The sequence below is a fragment of the Paenibacillus sp. FSL R5-0701 genome (genome assembly GCF_037973995.1).
Taxonomy (GTDB): Bacteria; Bacillota; Bacilli; order Paenibacillales; family Paenibacillaceae; genus Paenibacillus.
Genome location: NZ_CP150230.1, coordinates 4,148,133 through 4,174,280 on the forward strand (window position 1 = coordinate 4,148,133; position 26,148 = coordinate 4,174,280).

21 protein-coding genes are annotated in these 26,148 nt (G+C 45.2%); 4 read left to right on the plus strand and 17 right to left on the minus strand.

The window, feature by feature from the left end; translation table 11 throughout:
• Positions 1-227 precede the first annotated feature (227 nt).
• Positions 228-854: a transcriptional repressor LexA gene (lexA, locus tag MKZ13_RS18250; RefSeq protein WP_017688034.1), complete on the plus strand. Its 627-nt coding sequence runs from the start codon at positions 228-230 to the stop codon at positions 852-854.
• Positions 855-959: 105 nt separating this feature from the next.
• Here lexA and MKZ13_RS18255 read toward each other — a convergent pair whose 3' ends face one another.
• Positions 960-2,261: an aldehyde dehydrogenase gene (locus MKZ13_RS18255; protein ID WP_339177167.1), complete on the minus strand. Its 1,302-nt coding sequence runs from the start codon at positions 2,259-2,261 to the stop codon at positions 960-962.
• Positions 2,262-2,858: 597 nt separating this feature from the next.
• Between MKZ13_RS18255 and MKZ13_RS18260 the strand changes: the two genes are divergently transcribed.
• Both MKZ13_RS18260 and MKZ13_RS18265 read left to right on the plus strand, forming a co-directional pair.
• Positions 2,859-3,338 (plus strand): hypothetical protein, encoded by a 480-nt coding sequence (locus MKZ13_RS18260; RefSeq protein WP_339177168.1) that lies wholly within the window; start codon positions 2,859-2,861, stop codon positions 3,336-3,338.
• A gap of 923 nt (positions 3,339-4,261) precedes the next feature.
• Positions 4,262-4,600: a hypothetical protein gene (locus MKZ13_RS18265; protein WP_047843403.1), complete on the plus strand. Its 339-nt coding sequence runs from the start codon at positions 4,262-4,264 to the stop codon at positions 4,598-4,600.
• 22 nt (positions 4,601-4,622) lie between these two features.
• On the opposite strand, the gene MKZ13_RS18270 is transcribed toward MKZ13_RS18265, so the two are convergent.
• Positions 4,623-4,922 (minus strand): hypothetical protein, encoded by a 300-nt coding sequence (locus MKZ13_RS18270; protein WP_339177169.1) that lies wholly within the window; start codon positions 4,920-4,922, stop codon positions 4,623-4,625.
• A 41-nt stretch (positions 4,923-4,963) separates the two neighbouring features.
• Between MKZ13_RS18270 and MKZ13_RS18275 the strand changes: the two genes are divergently transcribed.
• Positions 4,964-5,518: a site-specific integrase gene (locus tag MKZ13_RS18275; protein ID WP_339177172.1), complete on the plus strand. Its 555-nt coding sequence runs from the start codon at positions 4,964-4,966 to the stop codon at positions 5,516-5,518.
• 100 nt (positions 5,519-5,618) lie between these two features.
• Here MKZ13_RS18275 and glnA read toward each other — a convergent pair whose 3' ends face one another.
• The 15 genes from glnA to MKZ13_RS18350 all read right to left on the minus strand — a co-directional run bounded on the left by glnA (position 5,619) and on the right by MKZ13_RS18350 (position 25,951).
• A complete protein-coding gene (glnA, locus tag MKZ13_RS18280) occupies positions 5,619-6,947 on the minus strand; it encodes a type I glutamate--ammonia ligase (protein ID WP_076210082.1) in 1,329 nt (442 codons plus the stop codon).
• A 129-nt stretch (positions 6,948-7,076) separates the two neighbouring features.
• A complete protein-coding gene (locus MKZ13_RS18285) occupies positions 7,077-7,490 on the minus strand; it encodes a MerR family transcriptional regulator (RefSeq protein ID WP_017687924.1) in 414 nt (137 codons plus the stop codon).
• Between the two features lie 82 nt (positions 7,491-7,572).
• Positions 7,573-8,826, minus strand: a complete 1,254-nt coding sequence (locus tag MKZ13_RS18290) for a methionine gamma-lyase family protein (protein ID WP_339177174.1) — start codon at positions 8,824-8,826, stop codon at positions 7,573-7,575.
• A gap of 84 nt (positions 8,827-8,910) precedes the next feature.
• The gene (gene hflX, locus MKZ13_RS18295) at positions 8,911-10,197 is read right to left on the minus strand and encodes a GTPase HflX (protein WP_076210080.1); all 1,287 of its coding nucleotides are present in this window, start codon (positions 10,195-10,197) and stop codon (positions 8,911-8,913) included.
• Between the two features lie 119 nt (positions 10,198-10,316).
• Positions 10,317-11,288, minus strand: coding sequence for an AAA family ATPase (locus MKZ13_RS18300; RefSeq protein WP_036613563.1), 972 nt, complete (start codon positions 11,286-11,288; stop codon positions 10,317-10,319).
• Between the two features lie 113 nt (positions 11,289-11,401).
• Positions 11,402-11,965, minus strand: a complete 564-nt coding sequence (locus MKZ13_RS18305; protein ID WP_062835000.1) for a DUF402 domain-containing protein — start codon at positions 11,963-11,965, stop codon at positions 11,402-11,404.
• Between the two features lie 286 nt (positions 11,966-12,251).
• Positions 12,252-14,933, minus strand: a complete 2,682-nt coding sequence (locus tag MKZ13_RS18310; RefSeq protein WP_221821693.1) for a PBP1A family penicillin-binding protein — start codon at positions 14,931-14,933, stop codon at positions 12,252-12,254.
• A gap of 171 nt (positions 14,934-15,104) precedes the next feature.
• The gene (hfq, locus tag MKZ13_RS18315; protein WP_017687918.1) at positions 15,105-15,347 is read right to left on the minus strand and encodes an RNA chaperone Hfq; all 243 of its coding nucleotides are present in this window, start codon (positions 15,345-15,347) and stop codon (positions 15,105-15,107) included.
• Between the two features lie 373 nt (positions 15,348-15,720).
• Entirely contained in the window at positions 15,721-16,677 is a 957-nt protein-coding gene (gene miaA, locus MKZ13_RS18320; RefSeq protein WP_260632777.1) for a tRNA (adenosine(37)-N6)-dimethylallyltransferase MiaA, read from the minus strand.
• Positions 16,658-17,443: a class I SAM-dependent methyltransferase gene (locus MKZ13_RS18325; RefSeq protein ID WP_339177181.1), complete on the minus strand. Its 786-nt coding sequence runs from the start codon at positions 17,441-17,443 to the stop codon at positions 16,658-16,660. Before MKZ13_RS18325 ends, miaA begins: the two co-directional genes overlap by 20 nt.
• Positions 17,444-17,460: 17 nt before the next feature.
• Entirely contained in the window at positions 17,461-19,677 is a 2,217-nt protein-coding gene (gene mutL / locus MKZ13_RS18330) for a DNA mismatch repair endonuclease MutL (RefSeq protein WP_339177183.1), read from the minus strand.
• Positions 19,678-19,698: 21 nt separating this feature from the next.
• Positions 19,699-22,500 carry a DNA mismatch repair protein MutS gene (gene mutS / locus MKZ13_RS18335; RefSeq protein ID WP_339177185.1) on the minus strand — a complete coding sequence of 934 codons (2,802 nt, stop codon included), beginning with the start codon at positions 22,498-22,500 and terminating at the stop codon, positions 19,699-19,701.
• A gap of 385 nt (positions 22,501-22,885) precedes the next feature.
• Positions 22,886-24,136: a hypothetical protein gene (locus MKZ13_RS18340; protein ID WP_339177187.1), complete on the minus strand. Its 1,251-nt coding sequence runs from the start codon at positions 24,134-24,136 to the stop codon at positions 22,886-22,888.
• Positions 24,137-24,337: 201 nt separating this feature from the next.
• Positions 24,338-24,898, minus strand: a complete 561-nt coding sequence (locus MKZ13_RS18345) for an outer spore coat protein CotE (protein WP_062835006.1) — start codon at positions 24,896-24,898, stop codon at positions 24,338-24,340.
• Between the two features lie 75 nt (positions 24,899-24,973).
• A complete protein-coding gene (locus tag MKZ13_RS18350; protein WP_339177189.1) occupies positions 24,974-25,951 on the minus strand; it encodes an aromatic acid exporter family protein in 978 nt (325 codons plus the stop codon).
• Positions 25,952-26,148: the final 197 nt, after the last annotated feature.

A 26,148-nucleotide genomic window follows, 5' to 3' on the forward strand; every position in this document is an offset into this window, starting at 1 on the left:
ATAGATTTTTAGAACAATTGTTCGCTTCTTTTTTAGAAGGAGCAATATCTTATTTCAAGTACTTTTGCAAAACATTTGCAGTATTATGCTCTGACTTTTGGACAATTTCTGTTCTATAAGTTAAAAAACACTGATTTAATGCTATTTTATTTAGAACTTATGTTTGTACGAACGGAGGTTCTATGTTATAATTTTCCCAAACGTTACTAAAATGGGGTTGATACGGTATGTCGAAGATATCCAGCAGGCAGCAGGCTATTCTGGAGTTTATACGAAATGAAGTCCGGTTGAAGGGGTATCCTCCTTCCGTACGGGAAATTGGTGAAGCGGTTGGACTTGCTTCCAGCTCAACAGTACATGGACATTTGGATCGTTTGGAGAAAAAAGGTTTGATCCGACGCGACCCTACCAAGCCAAGAGCCATTGAGCTTTTGAGCCAGGAAGAGTCTGAGCATTCTCATCAATTTGCTCATAGCGTTGCACGTATTCCTGTCGTTGGTAAGGTTACAGCTGGGGTTCCAATCACTGCAACCGAGAACATTGAAGACTACTTCCCTCTTCCTACACATTATGTAGGCGAACAGAAAGTGTTTATGCTTTCAGTAGTGGGAGATAGTATGGTGGAAGCTGGAATCGTTAATGGAGATTACGTTATTGTCCGTCAACAGCAAACTGCTGATAACGGTGATATCGTCGTTGCAATGACTGAAGACGATGAAGCTACAGTGAAAACGTTCTATAAAGAGAAAGATCATATTCGCCTTCAACCGGAGAATGCGACCTTTGAACCTTTACGTTTGAAACACGTTAGTATTCTGGGTAAAGTCATTGGCCTTTTCCGAGATATTCATTAATATTTAACTTGAGTAACAAAACTAGATGTAAGGAAATATGAAAGAGGTTGCCCTGATGAACAGGACAACCTCTTTTTTTCATGTTTATGTTATTTTAGCGGTTAATTATTCACTGCGTTTCAGAACACTCTTGTGATGCGAGAACACATCAAAGCTCTGTTGTCCGTGATATGAGCCCATACCGCTCTCTCCTACACCACCAAACGGGAGGTAGTGTGAAGTCATATGAGAAAGTGTATCATTAATACATCCCCCACCGAAGGATACTTGATTCAGAACCTGATCCTGCAGCTGCTCATCCTGTGTGAAGAGATATAGTGCCAATGGTTTTGGCCGACGAACAATCTCATCCAGCATAGGATTCAGGTCACTGTACGTAAATACAGGAAGAATCGGACCGAAGATCTCTTCTTGCATGACAGCTGATTCCCAGTTCACATCTCCAATTACCGTTGGCTCAATAAGCAACTGCTCACGTACAGAACGCCCACCAATCAGAGTTTTGCCAGCTGTGAGGAAACCCGACAACCGATCAAAGTTACGCGCATTGACAATGTGCGGAAAATCAGCGTTCTGTAATACTTCATCCCCAAATTTATCTTTAATCTCTGCGCCAATCAGATCAATCAATTCATCACGAACTTGTTCATGTACAAGCAAATAATCCGGAGCAACGCAAGTTTGGCCTGCATTCAGGAACTTACCACGAACAATCCGCTGGGCCACCAGCTTCAGATCTGCATCGTTATGGACAATAGCAGGACTCTTACCACCCAACTCAAGAGTTACAGGAGTCAAGTGCTCCGCAGCTGCCTTCATAACAATGCGACCAACACCTGTGCTACCTGTGAAGAAAATATAATCAAATTTCTCTTTCAACAATGCTGTGCTTTCCTCAACTTCACCTTCCATAACGGCAATATACTCCTCAGGGAAGATCTCCTTAATCAGATCATACGTCAGACGAGATACGGCTGGTGTTAATTCAGAAGGTTTGATAACTGCACAGTTACCGGCTGCAATTGCTCCAATCAGTGGACCAAAGGCCAGTTGGAAAGGATAGTTCCAAGGTGCAATTATAAGAGCCACCCCGTATGGTTCAAGGTAAATGGTGCTCACCCCATCCGGCATAGCCGAATTGGTTGGGACTTGTTTTGGTGCAGCCCATTCCTGCAGGTGTTCTAATGCAAAATCCAGTTCACCCAAAACAATGCGAATCTCGGAACCGTAAGCTTCCGCCTCAGATTTGTTCAGATCCGCCCGAAGTGCATCTTGAATCCGTTGCTGATACTTTTCAATTCCTTTTCTAAGCTGTTGAAGCGCATTAATCCGATATTCGATATTTTTAGTTTGTCCTGTATAAAAAAATGTACGTTGTTCTGTCACAAGTTGTTTTGCCTGATCCATATTAACATCTCCAATTAATTATTTAAAATTAAATTGCTCAAAATTTAATTAAAGTATACCTCTTCTATATGAAACTTTCAACATACTAATGAAACATCCATTTGTATGTATTTGAACGATGGTTGCAATTTTAAATGAGTGAAAGCTAGTATTCCTTTCTATTTCGTGGCTATCAAGTTGCCTTATGAGGGTGCTATGTAAGTCTTTCGTTCTCTAGACAGTATCAGCTTACTGCGATAGTAGGGGAATTCTGGCTTCCAACTAAACATTCTCATGGAATACATCTATTATCGTAGCAGGTTATTCTAATTTCTGAGTAAAGGATGAATGGCTAAGGAGAAATGACTAAATGTTCAGTCGTTGCCTGATAAGAACAACTGAGATGCCTAAAGATAAGGTGCCGCAAGAAGTTAGAAGTTCGCGACCATCTAGGACAGACTGACTGATACAATGACCTTTATTAAGGTTTATGAGAGGCTATCCCTTACTAGTTGCGACTCCACATGTATTAGCTTTTCCTTATCCACTCATTTACATAGAAAAATATACCTAGGTCTGATAGACTATATGCAGAATACATATATTGGAGGAATCATCTTGAAAAAAGCATCACTTTTATTGTCAGCCTTAATGTTAACAATAGCAATAACAGCATGTGGAAGTGAGACAGAAAAAACAGCCAATACAGTGCCTGTGAAATCAACTGAAACAGAACTAGTTGAAACGAATGTATTAGTAGACACTGAGCAGGCAAAAGAAGAAACTAAGCAAGAGGAAGTAGCAGAAACAGTTGAAGCAATCGAATATGAACTTGATGGTTTAAAAATATCGGAAGTGTCCGTCAAAGATGATAATGGGATGTGGTCTTTAATAGCCTCTATTGAAAACACTGATAAAGAATTCGAAGTTGCTTTGCTCAAAGCGACCATTAACGACAAAGACGGAAAACAAATCGGTACAGCAGACGGTACGGTAGACTTCCTGGGAAAAGGTGAAAGCAAAACGGTTGAGTTTTACTCAATGGATGATCTTACGGGTTACGATTCTTTCAAATTTCAGATTGACAGTAAAATGTAATGAAGATCGGATTGTGAAGCCCAGCCTGAAAGAGCATTTTCCAGCTCAAACCTATATAAATAAGTCATCGTTCATCAAACTGGGATATGGATAACTATGAAATCCGAAATGGGCATTTAATAACTAAGTCTACCATCAGACGATATTCGACATTGTTAAGAAAAGTCTGAATAAATAAAATAAGGCCCTGTCAGCTAAGTGCTGATAAGGCCTTATTTTATTTCTATACGCCTGGAAATATATCGCTTATAAAAATTATCTACATTTAGCGATAAAAGTAGCAATCTTAGCTTTTCAATTACAGAGTAAATCACTCTGAAAAATCTCTTTAATTGACCTTGTTAATAACTATTTTTACCCACTTATTTCGCACAAATAGAAAATTTTGTGGGGATTTTGTGGGCCTTTGGTTTTTCATTAAGTATGTGGAGAGTTACCCACAAAAAGAAAACCTCCTCAGCGCTAGAGCACCCTGGGATTGAGCTATTAGTACAACGTGATATATTGACGCGTTTCCAATGGTAGACTGGGGTGCGGTTTATGTACGATCACTTCATATTATTGTTTCTTTCAATATTTATGCGCTATTTACGCAATCGAATAGGAACTAAAGTTAGTAGTCGATCATACCTTTTTTCGACTTGGGTGATGCCCCACGAACTTTAAATGAACCGTCAGGACAGCTCCAATGGATTATAAATCAAATGTCAGAAACACCCTTATATAATAGTACAACAGCGGTCAGGAGATACCGATTGACACACACAAAAGCATCGACCCAAAAGATTAGCGAGTTTTCTTATTCACTAAAAACCAAAATAGAAACTAAACAACTTAAATTTTTAATTATTGTTTATATTTTCCATATGAGGTATGATAAATTTACCGATCGGGATAAAATAACTAAAGGGAGAATAGATTAAATGAAAAAGAAATTACTTGCTGGATTATTAGCTGTATCTGCATGTTTTTCAATTGGATCCACGTCCTTCGCTGATGCCAATATTTCAACACCTAATTCTTCACCATCGGAAATGTCCCAGGTGATAGCACCTCATGCTTTTTTTGAGCGCGATATTTACCTAAAAGTAGGCCAACCTGGACAATGGTATAGCGGCTACACTTATGATGTGATCTATAGCGATGGCGCTTGTGATATTGGCCCTGACTTTTTAGTTACTCCTATTCAACCTGGACTTACAGTTGTAAGTGCAAACCACGGTACTTATACGATACTTTTCAAATTCCATGTTAGCTATTAGTATCAATGAACAATGACAAAATTTAGTGCACGAATGCCAGGTGCACTAAAATAACAGGCGCTGTCAGGAGTCCCTCCGACAGCGCCTGTTTTAAATCGAACTGGGCCTGCGGTTTAACAATGGCCTTCAGCTCCTCCAACTGTTTCATCCCTTCTATCGTCATAGGCTTCTCCCCTTTCACGGATTTAGTCTTCAGTCCCAGGTATGCCACAACACCATGAACATGACCGTCCATAATCGCATCATCACCGAAGCCTGCTTGAGATGATCCAAAAAGGAAGTCCACTTTATTGATTCCGATGATATACCATTGTTTATGCAAAATTCTCGTCAATATGGTTATGTATACTGGATATTTTCCCAGTGTTAATTGAAACTGGAATGCGAAAAGGCGAAGCAGCTGCTCTAAAATGGATCGATATTGATTTGGATAATCATTTTATTACAATTGATGAAAATCTAGATTTTACAGCGAAAAACAAAGAAGAATTATACAATGACACCAAGACAGAAAAACCAGGAAGAAAAATTAAAATTACTATGAACCTAGTAAATCACATTAAATTTCACAGAGAGTGGCAGGAACATAACAAAGGGATACTTGGGGATAGATACCACCATGACCTTGATCTGGTTCTATGTAGGGAAGATGGAAACTTCATGCCTAAATCATCATTGTTCAATGCCTTCTGCCGCATATTACAACGTTGTGATCTCCCATCCCTCCCCATTCACCCTTTCCGACATACCTGCGCGGTTCTTTTACTTGAGTCCGGGGCAGATATGAAATTCGTTCAAGAACAATTAAGTCACGGAAGTATTCAGATCACATCAGATGTATATGCCCACATCTCTGGCAAGATCCAGAAAAGCAATATAGATAGATTTGAGAAATTCACTGAAGAAATTTTCGAATAAAAAAATATTTTGTGGGCATTTTGATTTTTCTTTAAATATATAGGTACTTGACCACAAAAAGAAAAACCCCTCAGCGCTAGAGCGCCAAGGGATTGAGCTATTAGTACAACGTAATATATTGATCGCGTTCCCATTGGTGGACTTGTGTGCGGTACATATCCCACTCAATTTCTTTCAGCTCATAGAAGTGAGCCAAGGCGTGGTCGCCGAGAGCGTCACAGATGACTTCGCTGCGGATCAATTCATTCAATGCTTCTTTCAGGTCAGCTGGCAAGCTTGGAATGCCTTCTTCCACACGCTCTTCTTCTGACATGATGTAGATGTTACGGTCAATTGGAGCTGGTAAGGAAAGCTCACGTTTGATTCCGTCCAGACCTGCTTTCAACAGAACAGACAGAGCCAGGTAAGGGTTAGCAGCCGGATCCGGGTTACGAACCTCAACACGTGTACTCAGACCACGGGAAGCTGGAATACGAATCATTGGGCTACGGTTACTAGCAGACCATGCTACATAACAAGGTGCTTCATAACCTGGTACAAGACGTTTGTATGAGTTCACAGTTGGGTTAGTAATTGCTGCAAACGCACGTGCGTGCTTCAGAGTTCCAGCCATGAAGTGACGAGCAGTTTTGCTCAGACCCAACTCGTCCGACTCATCAACAAATGCGTTCTCATTGCCTTTAAACAAGGATTGGTTACAGTGCATACCGGATCCGTTCATACCAAACAGCGGTTTCGGCATGAATGTCGCATGTAAACCATGCTGACGTGCAATCGTTTTAACAACGAGTTTGAACGTTTGGATCTGGTCAGCCGCTTTCAGAGCATCAGCATATTTGAAGTCGATCTCATGCTGACCTGGAGCTACCTCATGGTGGGAAGCTTCGATCTCAAAGCCCATTTCTTCAAGTGTGATAACGATGTCACGACGACAGTTTTCACCAAGATCCGTAGGCGCAAGGTCGAAATAACCACCTTGGTCATTCAGTTCGTTAGTTGGGTTTCCTTTTTCGTCTGTTTTGAACAAGAAGAACTCGGGTTCAGGACCAACGTTAAAGGAAGTGAATCCCATATCTTGGGCTTCCTTCAGGTTTCGTTTCAAGATGCCACGTGGATCTCCTGGGAACGGATTACCATCCGGAAGATATACGTCGCAAATCAGACGTGCAACACGGTTCTCTGCAACCCATGGGAAAATAAGCCAAGAATCTAGATCTGGATAGAGGTACATGTCAGACTCTTCAATACGTACATAACCTTCAATGGAAGATCCATCAAACATCATTTTGTTATCCAGAGCTTTAGTCAACTGACTCACAGGAATCTCAACGTTTTTGATAGCTCCAAGCAAATCAGTAAATTGCAATCGAATGAATCGTACGTTTTCTTCTTTCGAAATGCGGAGAATGTCTTCTTTTGTATAACTCACTATAACCTCTCCCTTTCTTATCTGCGTATTTGGCTTGCCTGTTATATTTGTACATTAGAAAGTTCCACGGGTCAAGGAGTCTCACACCAAAAGTGCATGTTTTCCCCTCACTCGCCAAGTTATGCGAATTTAGTTTTTATTAAAGAATCGGGAAAGCTCTCCCTGAATGAGAGATACTTGTCCTGGTCTCTTACCTGATACAAGCTGTTGCTTCAGCAAGCGGTGCAACTGCGTATCGGACAGCTCTCTGCGTTTAACTTCAGTATCCGGCGTGATAACTGTAGCTTCCTCGGATTCTTTTGAAACAGGATTCATCACTTGTTTGATCCCCGCGATGTTAACTCCTTTTTCAATCAAAGCCTTGATCTCTAGCAATCTCTCTACGTCATTAAAAGAGAATAACCGTTGATTACCTGACGTTCTCGCAGGAACGATCAAGCTGTGCTGCTCATAGTAACGAATCTGACGTGCAGACAGATCCGTAAGTTTCATTACAATACCAATCGGGAATAAGGCCATATTTCTGCGGATTTCATCACCCATGTTCATCAACCTTCCAGTCATCTATTCTTCACCCTATTGTACATTTAGTTATTACCAAGTGTCAATGACGTGTTAGATAAACTCACAATAATTTACGATCTTTCATAGTCTGTAACGCCATCAAAACGCCATATTTGACATGAGAGTACGTTAATCCGCCTTGCATATACCCGATATACGGCTCCCGAATAGGCGCATCGGCTGATAATTCCAGACTTCCACCCTGAATGAACGTACCTGCCGCCATAATGACAGGGTGCTCATAACCAGGCATATCCCAGGGTTCAGGAACCACATGACTATCCACAGCTGCTGCACGCTGAATCCCCTGCACGAAGGCGATCAGATGCTCAGCAGAGCTAAACTTAACAGCCTGGATCAGATCTGTGCGAGCTTCATTCCAGGCGGGTTTGGTTACAAATCCGGATTCAGCAAACATCGCAGCAGCAAACGTACTTCCTTTGATAGCTTGTCCTACAATTGTCGGTGCCATGTAAAGTCCTTGGTAGATGCCACGTGTTGTGCCCAGCATTGCTCCAACCTCTCCCCCAATTCCAGGGGCTGTCAGACGATAAGCTGCCAGCTGTACGTATTGTTCCTTCCCACATATGTATCCACCGGTTTCCGCAATACCTCCACCAGGATTCTTGATCAGTGACCCGGCCATCAGATCAACTCCGACTTCTGTCGGTTCATGTTCCTCTGTGAATTCACCGTAACAATTATCTACGAATACGATAACATCTTCCTTCAGTGCTTTAACACGCGTAACCATCTCAGCAATCTCAGCAACACAGAAGGAGGAGCGCCAGTCATAACCACGTGAACGTTGAATCCCAATGACTTTTGTAGCCGGTGTAATGTTTTTTTCAACTGCTGCCCAGTCCACTCCACCTTCATCAGTTAAGGCCGTCTCACGGTAACCGATACCAAAATCGCGTAATGAACCTGTGCCATCACCGGGTTTGCCAATAACTTTATGCAATGTGTCATAAGGCTTACCCGTGATGTACAATAATTCGTCCCCTGGGCGCAGCACTCCAAAAAGAGCTGTACTAATCGTATGTGTACCTGAAGCAAAATGAGGACGTACCAACGCGGCTTCCGCGCCGAAAACATCAGCATATACTTCATCAAGCACTTCACGCCCACGATCGTTATAGGCATAACCTGTTGAACCTGCAAAGTGAAAATCACTTACTTTTCGCTGTTGGAAAGCATTAATCACCTTCCATTGATTGTGATCTGTAATCCGATCAATCTGTTGCAGTTTTCCTTCAATCTGACGCTCCACTTGATGTTGAAGTTCAGATATTTCTGAATCAAAGCTTACCATCTTACTTCATTCCCCTTCATAGCACGAATCTGACGTTAAATATCTATTATCGTGTCAACTTATCACATCAATATGTCATGAGTATTACAATTCGATGAAATCTTCAAGCATATGACCAAATTTCTCATATTCACCTTTTTGTAATTCCACTTCATAAATTACATCATTTTCTTCAAAGCTGGTATCTACTACATCACCAATTTTGTAGAGGACGGACGTAAGATCACCACGTTCTGCCGGAATCCGGAAGCGCTTCGTGTCACCTGTAAGCTCTGTCTGGATCAATTCACGGATTTTAAGCAAATCGTCTGCGTCTAATGCGCTTACTTTGATATGGTCTTTATCCAATGGAAGCATCTCAAGCTGCTCTGGTGTGCACGCATCTTTTTTGTTATACAGGACTAACTGCGGCTTGTCCCCTGAACCAAGTTCTTGCAAAATTGTATTAACCGTCCGCATCTGATCTTCACGCATAGCTGATGAGGCGTCTACAACATGCAGGATCAGGTCTGCTTCATTCACTTCCTCCAGCGTTGCACGGAACGCTGCAATCAGATCATGCGGTAGATTTTGAATAAATCCAACCGTGTCGGTAAGGACGATTTCTTTTCCACTTGGAAGTTCCATCGTACGTGATGTTGGATCCAGAGTAGCGAATAGCTGATCTTGAATATACACATCTGCAGCCGTCAACTGCTTGAGTAAGGTTGATTTGCCAGCATTGGTATAACCAACAAGGGCCACCTGAACAATACCTGTTTTTTTACGGCGTTCACGATGCAACTTGCGATGACGAGTCAATTCTTCCAGATGACGCTTCAGATCATCGATACGACCACGAATGTGACGGCGGTCTGTCTCCAGCTTGCTTTCACCTGGACCCCTTGTTCCGATTCCGCCACCAAGTCTGGACAGGTTCTTGCCATGACCCGACAAACGTGGCAGCAAGTAGCTATGTTGAGCCAATTCCACTTGAATGATACCTTCTCTAGTGTTGGCACGTTGTGCAAAGATGTCCAAAATTAATTGGGTACGGTCAATAATTTTGAGATCGAGGGTTTCTTCCAGATTCCGAACCTGTGCCCCTGACAATTCCTGATCAAAAATAGCTGTAGTTGCTCCGAGTTCCTCTGCAATCGCACGGAGCTCTTCCACCTTACCTTTACCAATGAACCATTTGGTATCACGTTTTTCCCTGTTCTGAGAAAGTACACTTAGCACTTCCACTCCAGCTGTCTCGGCAAGTTTCACCAGTTCCTCTAAAGAGTACTCAGGATTGATACCTGTACGTTTTACATCATCCGTAACAAGACTAACCAAGACGGCGCGATCTTTTTTGACCATATCTGTATCATGTGTGCCATTTGTCATGTATATGTTCACTCCTTCTAATTACTAATCCATTAGTATTCATTACCACGAATATGCCATGGCATGCCTTAAGCCGAACCGGTTGGCCCGGCCGGCTGTTGTAAAAACTATATTATCGCTTACTTTCGCTCAAAGTTCAAATCCTCTGTACGGATTGTCATCAGCTCCAGTTTTCCTGGACTGCCTTCCGAATATTGTTCCAACAAACGAACCGCCTGATGCCTGATCGAACGCTCAATGGCATTACGAACGTATCTGGCGTTACTGAACGCATGCAGCGAATCATTTTTTTCCTGAAGCAAATGCTGCTTTAGTTTGAGTATGGTCTGAGGCATTAAAATATAATCACGCTCTTTGGCCATAATCTCAGAGATTTGAATCAACTGATCAATACTGTAGTCTGGAAACTCCACTTGAATGGGAAAGCGGGAAGGTAATCCAGGGTTCGTCTGAAGAAAAAAATCAATCTCATCTGAATAACCAGCCAATATGAGGATAAATTGGTTTTTATTATCTTCCATTGATTTTACAAGCGTATCAATGGCTTCCTTTCCAAAATCCTTCTCTCCACCGCGGGCCAAACTGTAAGCTTCGTCAATGAACAATATTCCACCGAGTGCCTTCTTGACCAGATCTCTTGTTTTCTGCGCCGTGTGACCAATATATTCTCCAACCAGATCCGCACGCTCTACTTCAATAAGATGCCCTTTACTTAACACACCCATCTTCTGAAAGAGTTTGGCAACGATTCTCGCAACGGTGGTCTTACCAGTCCCCGGATTGCCTTTGAAGATCATATGATACACGTGCGCACCACTAAGTAAACCTGCTTCAGTGCGCATCTGAGCAATCTGTAGGAAAGCATAAATCTCAAATACCAAGTCTTTGATATTTTCAAGTCCAACCAGTTGCTCCAGTTCACCCTGTATCTCCTGGAAGTGAGCATGTTTGGTTATACTCTTGGCTGCCTGTACTGCCGCTGCTTCATCTTTGACCAACATCTGAGGTTCCTGGTTACGCAACACAATATTAATTTGTCTGGATGGTCTGCCTCCTGGTTGCTCTCCTGCAGCCATGACCCGTCCGTTCATTCGCCATCACCTCTATTTTATCGGGCTGAACTCTCCTGATTATTAATGTATTCTATCAGGTGCTCCAATATTAGAAGGATCATGAAGAAGAATTCTACGGCGAAGTACATGCCTCAAATCTGAATGTTTTTTCGAAACTCTCCGTTCTCAAACAAACTCTGCCTATGCTTCAGCGATAACTGAAAGTATGGAAATACATGTGCATCAATGGCATGCAGCAATTCCTTTGCCGTCTTGTTAGCCAAGTCATAATCACCTGTAGTAATATGCTTCCGTGACAATGCATCTTCAAGCTCATCTTCATCCAGCAAAAATACTTCTCCATCTTTCAGCACAACGACATCCAGATACAGGTCATCAAACCAAGGAACACCCTGATCGGTTATCCCCTGACTACGACATGTATCAATGTACCACTCTACAATCCGTTCCTGATCGTCAAACATCGCTGTAACAACAAAATGCTCTCCCTTCGGATAGTATTGCAGCCAGGAATACCCTTTATCTGCGATACAGAAGGTACTGCCTCCATAAGTTTTCCACAGAGGTTCTTTCAAATCCTGTATGGTGTACAACGTAATATAACCTGTGAAAATTTTGGATTGAACGAACCGGCATGTGAATTGTCGGTTCGTAATCCGGCGCCAGTTCGCGCGGTCCCCGAATTTCCGTTTCATACGAACCCCTCTTTGCCGACTACAGGTCCGTGACCTGCTCTGATGTTATTGTGAACAATGTAATAACGTCCGCCTGATGGATTCCAGCGCTCTGGGCCCGCCCTTGCACAACGTATTACGAATAGTTACAGCTTACCATATTTAAGGTTTACACTCAAAATCAAGCTTTGTCCCACCTATTCATCAAATCAGCTTCCATTACAGTTGGTTCCGTATACCAAAAAACTGCTTCACCGGTTTTCCGGGAAGCAGTTTTTTCAATGTAGCTATTTAGTGATTCATTGGCTTAGCCGCCGGTTCCAGCTTGAGAATCTGCAGGTGCATCTGTCCCTCCAGTATCCCCACTTGTTCCGCTGTCCGGAGTTACTACCTCACCTGGCGTTGTTACGGCTCCATCATCGGAACCTTCACCGGTACCGCCCGGATCTGTTGTCCCCTGACCAGGCGGGGTCGTATTTCCTTCCCCAGGTTGACCGTTTCCTTGGCCAGCTCCGCCGTTGTTACCGTTGTTTCCGTTGTTACCATTGTTTCCGTTATTACCATTACCATTTCCGTTGTTGCCATTTTCATTCCCATTACCATTATTACCGTTCGAGTTGCCATTATCCGGTGAACCAATGTCCGGATTCTCTGTACCTGGCTGCTCAGGATCTATCTCTGTTCCAGGGTCTATACCAGGATCAGGTTCCTCCGGCGGCATTTCCTGCGCTTCAATCATCAAGGAAATGGTGTTGGAAGGATCCGTCTCAAGTCCTGATGCCAAGTCGTAAGCTGTCACATAGTACTCATAAGTTAGACCAGGCAACGCACTTAAATCTTGTGCATTGGTCGCTCCTATTGCATCAATAAGATGAGTGAACTGGGCTTCCGATGTTTCTTTCCGATAAATCCGATATTGCGTACTCGCGTCACCCGTTCCAGTCCAACTCAGTGAGACGGTTTGTGCATTTGGATCGTATGATCCACTCAGCCCACTAACGGACAGAGCCGGCTTTTCTGGTTCTTCTACTGGCGGAGGTGCCTGCCCTCCAGCTGGTGCTTTGAATTGCTTCACTGGAACGCCTTTTAAAGCATCTCCCATGACTTTGGCAAAGAAAGCTGCCGACAGCTTACTGCTGTTCTTAAGCATATGATTGGCATCCGGATTGTCATAGCCCATCCAGACTGCGGCAGTCCATTCCGGTGTGTATCCAACAAACCATACATCACGGTTGGCACTGTTGCCAGAGATACCACTTTGAACTGTTCCTGTTTTACCCGCAACCGGACGGTCCAGACGCGCTGAACGTCCCGTACCGTCATTAACGACATTCTGCAGCATCTGTGTAAGCTGATACGCATTTTGCTCACTCATGACACGCGTTGTGTCCGAATTATCGTGTTTGTAGGTGGTTTTGCCTGCGCTATCCTTGATTTCTTTAATCGCATAGGCTTGTCGGTATTCTCCGAGGTTGGCAAATGCACTATAGGCTTGCGCCATCTCCAGTGTATTTGTACCTTTACTTAGACCACCAAGGGCAATCGCCAGGTTTTTGTCTTCATCCGTCAGCTGTATGCCTACACTTTTGGCAAAATTAATGCCTGTGTTAACACCTATTTTATCAAGTAGCCAAACGGCCGGAATATTTTCCGATTTCGTAATGGCTTCCGTCATACTGATCGTTGAAGAATATCCATGCAAGTTACCAGGACAGTAGTTACCAAAACATTGCTTCGCATTACTCAGCGAGGAATTGGCACTGTAATTTCCTGATTCAAGCGCCGGTGCATAAGACACAATCGGTTTAAAAGCTGAACCTGGTTGTCTTCGACTCTGCGTTACACGGCTATAACCTTTAGTCTGATAATCCCGTCCACCCAAGAGGGCAACGAGGCTACCATTCTCATGATTCATGATGACCATGGAGCCTTGGACCTGTTGATCATCTTTGCTTGCCTCGAACAAACTGTCATCTGTGAAGGCCGTTTCCATGGCTGTTTGAGCCTGAGCATCCATGGTTGTATAGATTTTGTATCCGCCGATATTCAGATCATCTTCCGTTTTGCCTGTTACTCGCTCAGCTTCACGAAGTACATAATCTATAAAACCTTGATACTTCCTGTCTTTCTCTGGTCGCTTATAGTTATAGTTAATCTCTTTTGCTTCGTCCATCTCCGCCTTGGTAATGTAGCCTTGTTCATACATCAGCTGCAATACCACACCTCGACGTGCTTTTGAGTCGTTTGGATTGCTCACCGGATTATAGGCAGAAGGCCCTTTCGGCATAGCTGCCAATGTAGCAATTTGCCACAACTTCAACCTCTTGAGATCAGTAACTCCAAAGTAAAATTCAGATGCCGCTTTAATCCCGTAACGCTGATGTCCGAAGAAAATCCGGTTCAGATACATCGTCAGGATTTCGTCTTTTGTGTACTTGCGCTCTAATGCCATGGCAATCGATACTTCCGTTGCTTTACGAAAGAACGTTTTGTCACGGGACAAGAACATGTTCTTGGCAAGCTGTTGGGTTAGTGTACTACCACCTTCCACCATGGAACGAGCCATGACATCCTTAACGGCTGCACGCCCAATGGACCAGATATCCACGCCTTGATGATCGTAGAATCGCTTATCCTCCGTTGCAACAAAGGCTTGCTTCACCAGTTCAGGAATATCATCTTCTTTGACGGGTTCCAGCTTCTGAATGGATAGCTCCCCCATTAATTGGCCATTGCGATCATATACTTTTGAAGTTTCATTAATTGTGGTTTTGTCCTTGTTGGCTTTGAGCAGATTTTCACCACTCACCATAATAAATAAATATCCGCCAAGTGCACAGAATATGGCGATTGCCATCGTGAAAAACAGTGTCCATCCAACGCGTTTACCCGTAATTTTTTTCTTTTTAGAGGTCTTTGGCTTCGCTTTTTTGGGTGACTTGTTATTGTTGTTGCGATTGTTAGACCTCGACAACGGATCGTTTGGCATGTTAACCTCCTGACTCCCTTTCGGTTGCATAATTTCTATTCGTCTATAGGCTCAGGCATATATTAAACATATTTTGCCCGGAATGAAAAGAACAACCCTTTATTCAGGTTGCTCTGTTTCAATACCTATACTTGTAGACGAAATGGTTGGTGAAAAGGTTTCGTAATTTTTTTAAGCTTCGCCGCTGTTATCTTGCTGCATCAGCGATACGCTGCGTTGCGGCGTGAACGTGGAGATGGCATGCTTGTAGACCATTTGCTGGCGTCCGTCGCTGTCAATGACGATCGTAAAATTGTCAAATGCCTTGATCGTCCCGCGGATTTGGAAGCCGTTGGTCAGATAGACCGTAGCAGGAATATTTTCTTTCCGCAGTTGGTTCAAGAACGTATCTTGGATGTTGATGGACTTGTTCATTAGCCGTACCCCCATTGGTTCATTTGAATTCGTGTTCAAGTAATATTCAATATCGCTGAGTAGCTTTCGTGCTATTATATCATGAACAGTTTCATATAATCCACAAAAACCCCTTGTCTGCTATTTTCCCCCCAATCTTGGCGAGGTGAACAAATAGAAGACTTATCCATTATACACCGCTTGTCTGTTTTGCAAAAGAGGGACAAAATTTTCATTTTAAAGCACAGTTATTCGTTGTTTGGAGAATGATTAATCTCTACCATCTGTTCTAGTGATAAATAAAAACCTCTATCCTTTTGATGACTAAAAGGTAGAGGTTTACATATCTTGATCTAATCGATGCCTGTCAGAAGAATACTAATAATCGCTCAAATTAATCAAATTTTCGTGTAATCAATTCACTTATCTGCTTGTATTTCCCTTCAAAATCCTGGGTATCCGTCATGTCAACCCATTCAATATCCTTCATATGGCGGAACCAGGAAAGCTGCCGTTTGGCAAACCGACGTGTATCCCTCTTCAACCACTCAACCGCAGCTTCCCAACTCACTTCCCCTTGCAGGAACGCTGCAATCTCCTTATACCCCAGTCCTTGCATGGAAATATGACCTCTGGCCACTCCGCGTTCCAACAGGGACTTCACTTCATCCACCAGACCTTGTTCGATCATCAGATCAATCCGCTCTTCTACCCGGGCGTACAACTTCTGCCGATCCATTGTCAAACCAACAATAAGAAGGTCATAAGGCGACTCTTTCTTCTGTACTGCCAGCTGATCAGACCACTTCTCGCCTGTGAGATGATGGATCTCAAGCGCACGTACAATTCGCCGCTGGTCATTCGGATGCAGACGATCCGCACTAACGGGGTCAACTTCCCTCAATCGATCATGTAGGGCCTGTGCTCCGTGTTGCTCCGCATAGCTGAATTGTTCCTCTCTGAACGCTTCATCTGAACCACTATCCGAAAATTGGAAGCCGTAACATACTGATTCCACATATAGACCAGTGCCACCTACAATAAAAGGCATTTTACCGCGTTCATGGATTTCACTAATCAATCGTGTACAACTCTCCTGAAACTCGGCCACAGAATACGGATACTCCGGTTCATGGATATCAATGAGATGATGAGGTACACCCTTCATTTCTTCAGAGGTAATCTTGGCAGTTCCGATATCCATTTCACGATATACCTGCATCGAATCGCCTGAGATAATCTCACAATTGAAAGCTTGGGCAAGCTCGATGCTCATTCTTGTTTTGCCTACTGCTGTTGGTCCAACCAGCACAAGCAGTTTAGGTTTTGGTTTAACTTCCACTTTCAACATTAATCACTCCGTACAGGGTTTTTGCATTCGCCCGATCAAGTATTTCAAATCCGAGCCTGTCAAACTCCGCGCTGCCGCGCTTTTCTTTCATGACTACCCGTTTACGGGCGACACGTTTCGCTTCCATAATGCTCTGTTCATTCAGTGCGTGAGCATTTGCATAATCTCTCAAGGGCTGTATAGCACTTGAATCCATCATCGGTTCACGGAACATGGGGTCAAAATATACGGTATCACAGCTTCGATCCGGCATGGAGCGAAGCAACTCAAGATGATCCACATGCCGCAGATCTATGCGCCGGAAAGCCTCATCCACCAAGGGCTGGTTGCTTTTATAATGGGACATGCCCTCCAGCAGCAGGGTATAGAGCGGTTGAGAACTTTCACATGCGATGACTTGTCCACTCTTCCCAGCCGCAACCGAAAATACCAGCGCATCTGAACCGAGTCCAGCGGTACAATCAACAATGGTGTCTCCTTCGATTACCGCACCAGCTTCCAGCATGGGATCGGCTTCCCCTCTTAGAACACGTTTAGCGCGAACAAATCCCATACTGGGGTGAAACTCAAGCTCCGTTGCATCCTTGCGAAACAAGCGTGCTCTGCCATTGAGCACGACCAGTATTTCGTTGATACCATAATGTTCAATCAGTTTGGGTAAAGACGTTCTATTGCGCGGTACGTAGGTACCTCCTGTCGTTTCGGCGAGCTTACGCGCACGCTCCACCTGAGAGGCAATCTCCTTTTCACCGGTTGTAATGTACATAATGTCCCCCTAAATAGCTACATCACTCGTTTAAATAATTTTTCCAGATCATACGTTGAAAATGAAACCACAATCGGCCGCCCATGTGGACAAGTGTAGGGCTGACGACATGAACCCAGACGCTGAATTAACACTTCTGCTTCCTGATCCGTCAGCTTCTGGTTCGCTTTGATGGACGCCTTGCAGGAGCACATAATGGATGCAGCTTCTCGCATCTTGGCCACATCTATGCTGCGTTCACTAAGAACCCACTCGGACATTTCTTCGATAATGTCTTTCTCGTCCCCTTTGGGGAACCAGAACGGGTGGGAACGCACACGAAACGTCTGTCCACCAAAATGCTCCAAATATACACCCGCCTGCTCGAACCAGGCCAGTCTTGTTTTCAGCTTTTCCGTCTCCGAAGGTGTAAATTCGAGCGTAATAGGCAGCAGTAACTCTTGTGAGGCCTGGGCAGGGTTACCAAATTTCTCGTAATAGTATTCATAATTCACGCGTTCATGAGCAGCATGCTGATCAATCAAATATAAACCTTGGTCATTTTGCGCGATTAAATACGTACCATGATGCTGTCCGATCAGACTCAGCTCCGGAAATGCGGGCATGGATGCATCTGATTTGATGGCAGCAGCAAGTTTAGTGGCATCAGGCAGACCTGAAGTTTTCCACGTCCGTTCACTTCTCGGAACTGAAGACGGATTGTAGGTTGACCGAGCTTCCCTAACGGGTGAATTTACGGATTCGAAGCGATACGTAGCCGATTTGACTTCTTCCAGCGGTTTTTCTATTGCTACACGACCTCCACCATCTTGAGAAGACAGGTCAGTTTTGGGAAAAGCCTCGGTAGAACTAGCACTTACATCCTTAGTACCTTCCTGCACGTCAGCGGATGTCTGCACCCCGTCATGACTAGCAATCTTCTGCAAAATATCTCTGTTCCAACTTTCTAACTGCTCCGGGGGGAGTGTAATCTCAGGTGGAGCTTCGGGTAATGGCACTGAGTGACCCTGTTCAGATACCGGCTGTCCTGTGGCCACATCCGCCGGAGCATCCAAATCCAGATCATCATCTTCCGTAGTCAACTTCAGCGATGCACTAGCAGGTTTCCCGAGTGGACCTTGTTGTCCATATCCTTCTGCATCAGATGCATCTTTCAGCGGACCACGTGGAAAGAGGAATTGCTCCTGAATAAAGGAGCTATCGTCCCCACGTCGAATCTGCTGTTTTTTGACCTGTGGAATCAATACCTCCTGCCGGAGTATCCCCCGCAACGTCGTCTCTATGAATTCATATAGTTCTGGTTCCTTGCTGAAGCGAACCTCCAACTTGGCCGGATGCACGTTCACATCCACGAGAGAGGGGTGCATCTCCAACTGCACCACGACAAGTGGGAAGCGATTGATGGGCAGCAAGGTATGGTAGGCTTTGAGAATCGCCTGATTGAGACCGTAATTGCGAACAAATCGCCCATTAACAATCGTCGACATACCACCACGGTTCGCTCGTGTCCATTCTGGCAGGCTGATCAGCCCACTCACCCGGTAATCCAGACTTTCTCCCTGAATGGGAAGCATCGCTTTGGCAGCACTTGTACCATAGATCGCTGCAACCACTTGCAGCAGATCACCGTTGCCCAACGTCTGAAGCAACACATTCTCATTATGGCGCAGTCGGAACGAAATGTTTGGATGAGACATCGCCATCCGGTATAGGACATCTGATATATGTCCCAGTTCCGTCTGGATCGTTTTCATATATTTGAGTCTGGCTGGTGTATTGTAAAATAGTTCTCTCACTGCAAAATCTGTACCTTGGGGTGAGGTTGCATCTTCATGAGAGACAAGGTTCCCGCCTTCAATCACGATGCGGCGCCCCCGCCCATCATTGTCACTTGCCGACAGTACCTCTACCTTGGATACTGCAGCAATACTCGCCAAGGCTTCTCCACGGAATCCAAGACTTGTGATCTGGAACAGATCTCGGCCATGGGCTATTTTGCTGGTCGCATGACGATAAAAGGCCGTTTCCATATCCTCTGGCTCGATACCTGAACCATTGTCTTTGACACGAATACTGAGGAGTCCGCCCTCTTCCACCGTCACTTCAATCTTGGTGGCGCCTGCATCCACCGAGTTTTCGAGCAACTCCTTGACAACTGAAGCAGGCCGTTCGACCACTTCACCCGCCGCGATCTGGTTGGCAATATGTTCATCAAGCACATGTATTTTCGCCACAGGTTTTCCCCTCCCTTATACTCAGGATAATTGCTGTGCCTTCAATTTGAGATCATTCAATATCTGCATCGCCTGAAGAGGCGTCATATTCATGACATCGATATCTTTCATCGTACGGATGAATTCTCGCGCTGGTTTATCCACCGCAACTACATCCGGTTTCGTTGCCACATTCGGCTCATCATCCCCAAAGATGGACAGTTGAACCACATCCGATTGGCTTGCACTGGACTGTGCTTTGCTGTTTGCTTTCTTGGCATGTTGCTTCCCTGCCGAATCTTCAATAGAAGGTGTGTACTCTGCAATATCCACAATCTCGTGTTCCCGGATCAATGGTGCTGAATCCGTGTGCTGGAATTCTTCACCTTTTACATTCAGGCCTGTTTCCTGCTTTTCGCTTCCGATATATTCACTGCCTACAGCTACTTGTGCAGCCGCATGTTCGAACCCATGCAATAGTCCATTCGCCCGCTCAATAATGCTATCAGGCAGACCTGCAAGGCGTGCACAATAGATACCATAACTGCTGCTGGCTGCCCCGGCAATCAATTTGCGCAGGAAATTAACTTTGTCACCACTCTCCTGTACCGCCATCGAGTAGTTGGCCAGCTTGTCCAGACTCTCCTCCAGATGAGCAAGCTCATGGAAATGAGTTGATACAAGAGCTTTACAGCCGATAATATCATGTACATATTCAATAACAGACTGAGCAATCGCCATACCTTCGCTGGTTGATGTCCCACGTCCCAATTCATCGATAATAATCAGACTGCGTGGTGTGGCTTTGTCCGTCATGACCTGAATGTCGGCCATCTCCACCATGAATGTGCTTTGTCCGCCAATGAGATCATCCGCGGCACCGATCCGTGTGAAAATGCGATCCATGATCGGCACTTCCGCCTGACCCGCAGGTACAAAACAACCCACTTGCGCCAAAATGGAGATTAAAGCGACCTGTCGCATATACGTACTCTTACCAGCCATATTTGGACCGGTAATCAGCAGAATACGTGCCTCTTCCTTGGTCATTGCCGTGTGATTGGCAATAAATGCGCCATCTCGCATAACCGCCTCAACGACCGGATGGCGTCCTTCTTCCACAACCAGATCATAGCCGTCGGTCAACGTAGGACGTACAAAGTTTCGCTCAGCACTAATCACCGCAAAAGATTGATACACATCAATTTCGGCTACCTGTTCGGCCAGCTTCTGCAATCTTGCAATCTCTTTGTTCAGCCGCTCGCGCAGCTCTGCGAACAGCCCATACTCAATATCAACCATTTTGTCCTGAGCTTCGAGAATCAGCGTCTCTTTTTCCTTCAACTCCGGCGTAATGTAACGTTCTGCATTGGCAAGTGTCTGTTTACGTTCATAACGTCCCTCTGGCAGCGCGGACAGATTGGACTTGGTGATCTCGATATAATAACCAAATACTTTGTTATATCCAATCTTCAGCGATCGAATGCCTGTCGCCTCACGCTCTCTCGCTTCCAGCTCGGCAATCCACTGTTTCCCGTTAACCGAAGCCTCACGCAATTCATCCAGACGTTCATGGTACCCTTCACGAATCAGACCTCCGTCCCTTACCGATACCGGCGGCTCGTCCACAATAGCTTGCCCGATGGCTTCACGCAGATCATTGCAATCATCCATCGTTTCGGCAATATGCTGCAATGTTGCGGAAGATGATCCTGCGCAATGTTGACGAAGTCCTGGAATTTTCTCCAGCGATGACTTGAGCGCATTCAGGTCACGACCATTGGCATTACCAAACGCGATCCGACCTACCAAACGTTCCAGATCGTAGATGTCTTTGAGTTCTGCCCGAAGGTCCTCACGCAATATAAACTGGTTGTACAGCGTATCCACTGCTTCAAGGCGCTCATTAATCTTCCCTTTTTGCAATAATGGCTTATCGACCCAGCGACGCAACATCCTTGCACCCATGGACGTCTCGGTCCGATCAAGCAACCAGAGTAATGAACCTTTTTTGGAGCGTTCACGCACAGTTTCCACCAATTCCAGGTTTCGGCGGGTAAACGGGTCCAAGATCATATAATGATCTGGTTCATACGTTGAGATTTGTGTTAATTGTCCTAGAGAACGTTTCTGTGTCTCACTCAGATAGGAGAAAAGACGTGCAATGCACGCTTGACGTTCAGGCTCTAATCTGGCCCACACAGCCTCGCCAAACTGCTGACGGACCAGATCTTCCTTATTCTTTGTCCAGGACGTGTAGACCACAGGGCGACCGATTGGAGACGCCTCGGCTTCTACCGTTTCAAGCAGCGCTGCATCCCCCACCAGCTCCGATGGTTCGTAGATGCCGATTTCATCTTTAAGCCACTCCTTGGAATAGGGCACCGATGTCACATACAACTCACCCGTTGACAGATCACAGGCCGCCAGCGCCAACGTATTTTGATTACCTGTAAGACAGACCATGTAGTTGTTGGACTTATCCCCCAGCGTTTTGCCTTCCATCACCGTTCCGGGTGTAACCACACGTACAATTTCACGTCGTACCATGCCTTTCGTTACACTTGCATCTTCCATCTGTTCACATATCGCAACTTTATATCCTTTTTCAATCAGACGCTGTATGTAATTGTCAGCCGAATGATAAGGTACACCGCACATCGGAATTTTATCATCCGTGCCTCCGTTACGTGCGGTCAGCGTGATCTCTAGTTCACGGGAAGCATTAATTGCATCCTCAAAGAACAGTTCATAGAAGTCACCCAGTCTAAAAAATAGAAAAGCATCCTGTGCTTCGGCCTTCACTTGCAAATATTGTTGAATCATTGGCGTATACTGAGCCATGATGAATATCCTCCATCCCGTTCCTATAATGTCAGGAAGAAACGCGTCCTGGAAGGACAATAAGACGGTCAGGCACTGTGTTTGCGCCTCCGCCTTATGTGTTGGCTATTCGCCACTTCCTTCAAGGGTTGCTGCTCCATATCTTCCGTAGCTATCACTTATAAAGGTTGTTCAAAAAGTCCGCTTTTGATTACGAAAAATGCCTAGTGGCATCATCAGCGTCGAATATGGCATTCAGCCGAAATGTCCGTTGCTCACGTAGTTTTCCTACGCTCCGATACTCCATTTCTAGCTTCATCCCATCTTCTCGGTACTGAAAACCGTTCTTTTTGAACACGTACTTAAAAAGACTTGCTTCTTATTATATCAAAAAAACGTCCGTACTTCATGAACCTGCCCGAATATTCCAGAGTTTGCGAATATCGCGGCTCTCATCCCATGTTCTTCCCAGTTTTAATTGAAGGATTAACGGAGACGCATACCGTTCATAACGTGCATATCCATCCAACTTCTTCAGATCATCTACGAGGGCTGGGATGTGTTCCTTAATCATTTCCCGCTTTCCTTCATAAAAAGCGGCATGAACCTCAGCTTTCGCCAACGGTCGCTGCCGTAATTGAGTATACCCGCTCGCGATCAGACCTGCCAAGGCCACAACACCTTTCGCAACAAGGGGTGACACAAGAAAGCTGGGTAACGTACGATACTCAAACCCACCATAGGATTTCAGACGAAAATCACCAAGTGCTCCATAACGGGGTCGCCTTCCCGATCCACGGGGGTCTTGAAGAAATGCCAGTGGCAATGCCAGATAATTGTCCAGTGCACGAAGCAGTTCCCCGGTAAGATTCACCCCGCTAAAATGAATATGACCACCCAAAGGTAACCCCCGTTGTGGCATCCCTCCTGCCTGCCAGATGAGCGAGTGATCACTGATGCTGCGGGAAGCGGCTGCAAATGCCCTCATCAGATGGGCCAGCAGTTCTCGTGGTTCGGAGCTGGGAGCCGGTCTCAGTTCGGCAACCGGATATATGCGCCGTCCACCAATCGTCACGGAATCACAGCCTGCCATTCCTGTACGTTCAAGAAATTTGGAGGCGGGTACGATTTTGGATTCCGGCATCTGCACCAGAAGAAACTCCGGGTCCATGCCGAGTATCGGAGTGGGTCTGTGATTCGCCTCCTCATCCAGTAGTTCCTGATGCTGCTTCCAGCTTTCCCTATAGGTAGCAGCAAGGTTGGTCACCCCTTTCCAGGGACACGAGTCGATCGAAATCACTGCACATCCGCCATTCTCTGAAGATTCCATTCGAACAGCTCCATGATCCAGTCCTAGCGTATACAGCGTTTTGATCGCAAGTCGTTCTATGCGCTTGAACAAGGTTGAACTCGCTTCACGCTCCAACAGAGTTTCCTGTGCCCCTCCCATGCCACTAGTATCCTTGCGCTTGATCCGGATTGCCTGCAGACAACTTATCTCTACGTCATAGCGTACACGCAAGCCTGGTTCACGTTTGCGCCGATCGTGCAGTGACAGTACTTCAATGCCTGCCTGTTTCAGCCGTTCTGCACGTTCTCCGGCAGTCATCCTTTCATATCGGCGCAGCGCTTCCTCCGCTTGTTCCATCACATTCATCACGTCCCCCCTCCCAGATCATGCAACTAAAATAAAAATAACCCCGCAATGCGGAGCCTTCCCGTGAAAGGTATTCCAGGCACATTGCGAGGCTCGTTACCACCCATTTTTCAATATTTAAGAAGAAAGAGGGCTTACGCCCTCTTCACCGCGCCTTCTGGCGCATATGCTACCTTAGGTTATCAAATACAGGCGTCAATCTCACAGCTCATCGTCGAGCAGATCGGGATCGAGATCGTCATAATCTCCATCGCCACTGCCAAAGTCATAGTCCTTGTCTTCGTAATCACCGCATCCATCTGTGCAGACCTTCACACAAACTTTAGTCTCGGCAACGAGTTCCACAGCGAATTCCCGTTCTACCCGGATAATTACACTGCTTCCACCTGCTGATACTGTGGCTTCCACACAGCTAGGTTCCTGCGTTGCATCCGCAGATACCTCTACTGTGGAAGTCCGGTGTTTCGGGTCCAGATAGGACAAAGGCACATGTTCTACATACGAGACCGTTTCTTTGGCTACATCCGTCTGAGAATTTTTGTCGTAGGAATACCAAATGTTGATATCGTAAGTACCAATAACTTCAATTCCGTCACCCGCTGATACGGCTTCATATTGGTGGTTGATAATCCAAGCCCCCAAAATACTTGTCGGACCATTTGGCGGAGTCACGGTATGTGTTACGGTAGAGAACTTACGACCTTTGCCGCAGATCGCCTTCGTGATAATCTCTCTACATTGATGTTTATGACTCAATGACATCTTTAAACCTCCTCCATACAATCATTCACTACAAGTGTATGCAGGGCATTCGTCTAGGGTGACAACTATTTTCTATTATTCGTTTGTAGATTGGGACCGGTCCGAGATTGGGGACGGCGCTTTGTCCTTCTTCGCGACTTTCAGATACAGCGCGAGTTCACGGCACAGCTGGAGAATTGCAGAACGAATCTCGAATTCTTCCCTTGTATCCGGCAGCTCCATACGTTTGAATTCTTCTTGCACATCCGCAAGAAGTTTTTCAGTTCGTCCGGTGTAAGATTCAGTAAGTACATCCTGACTAAGCTGATCGAACAGCTCCGATACCATTTCCGCATGTGGCATCTTCTGATAGATCTGGGACACCAGATGCATCATGTGCTGGATGGAGTCCAGCTGCGTTTTGCGCATATAGAAGTAGACACTCCATTCCTCATTCGGATGAATCACCTGATTCTCCAGAGACCGCTTGGCAGCATCAATACCGCCCAGAATCGCTTGATCTGCTTCAATCAGCTCTCTCCCCGCCCATGCTTCATTGGGATTACGCAGCGTGGCCGCAAATTCCTTGAAAATCTTCGAGAAGAGTTCATCGATTCGTTTCCGAATGCGCAGCATCTGTGGATCTGCTGCCGGCATATAGGCCAGGTTAACCGCCATTGCGGAACCAAGACCAATTAACAGCAAAGCAATTTGTACAAGGACGACATGCACGTCCATCTCCCCGCCGCCGAACACCCGAAACACCACAACAGAACCTGTAACAATACCTTCTTTGAAGCCTACCCGGACAATAGCCGGGAATGCGATCAATATGTATACCCCCAGCACCCAATAATGGAAGCCTAGAAAGTGAAAAAGTACACTTGCAAATAAAAGTCCAACTACGGAAGCAAAGAACCGCGCCGATATGGTGCGAATACTTCGTTTTCTCGTTACATCCACGCCAAGAATGGCAAGCAATCCCGCTGATGTTGGTCCCGGCAAGCGACACCAGTCTGCAATCAATACAGCCATTAATGCGGCAATTGCAGTTTTAATTACTCTAAAACCCATTTAATATTCCATCTCCTCTAAGCTGCAAAAAAATTCTTAGCCAGCTCGTCGCCTCTTTCATTATCATGACTAGTATGTCTCATCCAAAAGTAAACTAGACGACATCAACCGACATGCGCATGCATGCCGGTCACAGCAACACGCCCCGAATGAGGGACGCTGGCAAGTTAGATCGTTGCGACAGAACCTCAAGGCCC